Raw genomic sequence first — 1,446 nt, 5'->3', positions numbered from 1 at the left:
GGGCTGGGAAACGGGGTGTAGGTAAAGATATAAAAGATCTTGTGGCCTTGGTCCATCATTATCGTACAAAACACTGGCCATTCAAACAATCAACCGTTTGACTCAATTTATTATTTCGATTAGGGTACCCGCCCTTAGCCAGTAACTTAATCCCACTGACCCGCCTCGTCGCGGTATGTCTTATATTTTATAGAAATCTATTTGTAAGTGATAGTACTTGATCGCTTTAATTGCCAGTTTCATAAGAGATTGTATAGCCCCATTAAGATCAGGCAGAGGGCACTTAAGGGATAAATCCATTTACTAAGAGGGTAGGTCTGCAGTTTTTGTCCCAGTAAACTACCCAGCCAAAGGAGAACTCCCCCCGCCATGCCGACTACGATGCCAAAGAGAACGGGATTATATCCGAGCAATCCAGCACTCAGTCCTATTCCCAGGTTGTTAATGGACAGCCCCAAGGCGAGGAACCACCATTTCTTCTCCAGAAGGATATGGAAGTAAGTGGAAGTTCTGTCGACAGAGAAGAGCGCCCTAACTCCAAGTAGGATCTGAACCGTTCCACCCATCCAGGTACTCCAGTAGGTCCCGGGAAGAATAGAAAGGAACCACTTGCTGAGGGCATTGGCCAGTGCAGAAGCCATGCTTCCACTTACTGCGGCGAGAAGGATCGCAGCAACGGGAATTTTCCTCTCTTTCATGCCATATAACAATCCAACCTGTGTGTTATCCACATTGGACGCTAAAGCCAACAAGGCGGGTATCCAGATCATTTAACTCACCAACTCCAATAAGTATGTACGGTATTCTATGAAAGAATGATAGAAAAGGTGTGAATCCGCTTTGAGATTGAGATCAATGAAGGCGGAATCGAGTTTGAGATTGATTAGAGACAAATCATAGTCTTAATGGTCTATTAATATATTCGTTAGGGGATCGTAAGGTGATAGATTTCAAGACCCAATCAGTATTCGTTGAGACGAAAAGTAAAAACCGCCCCTTTGGGCGGCGAGGCTGCTGACAAAGGTAGAAGGTCAGCAGCCTCAAGGAGCGTAAATCACGGTCTTTTTTGATCGTTACAGTGTCTCAATTATGTAACGTTATATACGCTTCACAAGCAAAACAGCCTGTATACGATATACAGAGCAAATTTAGACCCTAGGGGATCGCCCTGGCGGGCCGACATCTGGGGGATCTTTTCATAGGCAAGACGCTTTCGCGGCATAAAATCGGCTGTTCGAGCGTCATATAACAACAAAAACACCGGAAGGGGATAGGTGCTTGCAGGGACACACCCAACCCTTACGGTGTTTTGTTGAGGCTCCACCAGGTCTAATATTGTATGGATGAGCACCTCGTGACGTGAGCATTAAAAAGCTATTCGGGCAGGTGCAAGGGCGGCGACAGCCGGCGAAGCTTTACCCTTGCATCGAGCTGCCAGAAAAAGAC

General features: G+C 46.3%; 1 protein-coding gene. It reads right to left on the bottom strand.

The features are described from left to right. Window positions 1–239 precede the first annotated feature (239 nt). Entirely contained in the window at window positions 240–770 is a 531-nt protein-coding gene (locus tag IEW70_RS17605) for a manganese efflux pump MntP (protein WP_188649213.1), read from the bottom strand. Window positions 771–1,446: the final 676 nt, after the last annotated feature.

The organism is Marinithermofilum abyssi (assembly GCF_014641195.1).
GTDB lineage: Bacteria > Bacillota > Bacilli > Thermoactinomycetales > DSM-45169 > Marinithermofilum > Marinithermofilum abyssi.
This window is presented reverse-complemented; position numbering and strand designations above follow the sequence as displayed.

What these genes read in the sequence shown, in the direction of transcription:
- IEW70_RS17605 (WP_188649213.1), bottom strand. Translation starts at nt 770, where the DNA reads ATGATCTGGATACCCGCCTTGTTGGCTTTAGCGTCCAATGTGGATAAC.